Below are 1,174 nucleotides of genomic sequence, written 5' to 3'. Positions count from 1 at the left end.
GCCCGAGCTTGCCGGCAGCGCGCAGGATGACGATGTCGAACTGGCCGTCGGCGAGCTCGGCGTCCGGCGCGATCATCATGCCGCCGCCGAAGAATTTGCCGTTGGCCACCGCCACCAGCGCCATTCGCGCCTCGACCGGCTCGCCGTCGTCGATGGTGATCCGGACGTCCTGGAAGCGGTAGCGGACGAACTCCAGCACCGTGCGCCAGAAGAACAGCGCCTTGGACGAGACCCTGCCCTTGCGCTTGTCGGCATTGATGGCGCGATCCGTCGCGCCGGACAGGCCGAGGCTGGCGATGTTGATGAAGTGGCGGCTGGCCAGCTTGCCATGATCGTCGATGTAGCAGACCCGCCCGGCGTCGACTTTTCGCGCCTTGGTATCAGCGATCCGTTTCAGCGTGGCATCGATGCCGCGCGGCATGCCGAGCCCACGCGCGAAGTCGATGCCGGTACCGCAGGGCAAAAGCCCGAGCTCGCTCGTCCTTCCGATCTCGTCCTGCGCCTGCAGCAGCCCGTCGGCCACTTCGCTGGCGGTGCCGTCGCCGCCGGCCGCGATCACCAGGTCGCATCCGCCGGCGGCGAGGTCGATCGCCAGCCGCTCGGCGTCGCCGGCGGCTTGCGTCTCGCGCAGGTCGAAATCGCCGAAATTTGTCTTGAGCGATGCCGCCACCTCCGCCCAGTGCCGCTTGAGCCTGCCGCCTCCAGCAATCGGATTGAGAACCACCCCGACCTTCAATCCGACCTCCCCCGAGGCACATCGCGCGAAATGCGCGGCGGAGTCCGCGCTGGCGCCCGAAGTCTTTTGCCGACCCAAACTCTTTTGCCGACATTCAAACGCGGACCGGGCGGCGCGACAAGGCTCCAATATCGAAGGTCGCTAAAAAAGCGGGGCAGGGTTCGGCCGCCGAATTCCGAGGCTTTTGCCCTCGGTCCCCGATAATCCCGCTATCCACAGGCGAGTGGGCATTCCGCAATCCGCTTACCCGGCGTACATTCAACCCATCTCAGGCGGCCACTGAACGCCCCAGCCGAAAGGCAAAAGCGCAAGGCGGATTTCCTGAGGCCCGTACGGCCCAGAACGAGAGCAGGTTCGCCTGTTGGAGGGACGGATGCCGAGACCTACGGGTGCCGCGGAAAGCGTGCCAACGCCGACGGCGGACCGATGCTGCCATGA

General features: G+C 66.3%; 1 protein-coding gene. It reads right to left on the bottom strand.

The features are described 5' to 3' along the window. Positions 1–736, bottom strand: a 736-nt coding sequence (locus tag EOA24_RS38660) for a diacylglycerol kinase family protein (protein WP_133374941.1), incomplete at its 3' end; no start/stop codon positions are given. Between the last annotated feature and the right edge of the window lie 438 nt (positions 737–1,174).

It is taken from the genome of Mesorhizobium sp. M2A.F.Ca.ET.039.01.1.1 (genome assembly GCF_003998035.1).
Lineage (GTDB): Bacteria > Pseudomonadota > Alphaproteobacteria > Rhizobiales > Rhizobiaceae > Mesorhizobium.
The sequence above is the reverse complement of the archived record's forward strand: the minus strand, read 5'-3'. Positions and strand labels throughout refer to the sequence as shown.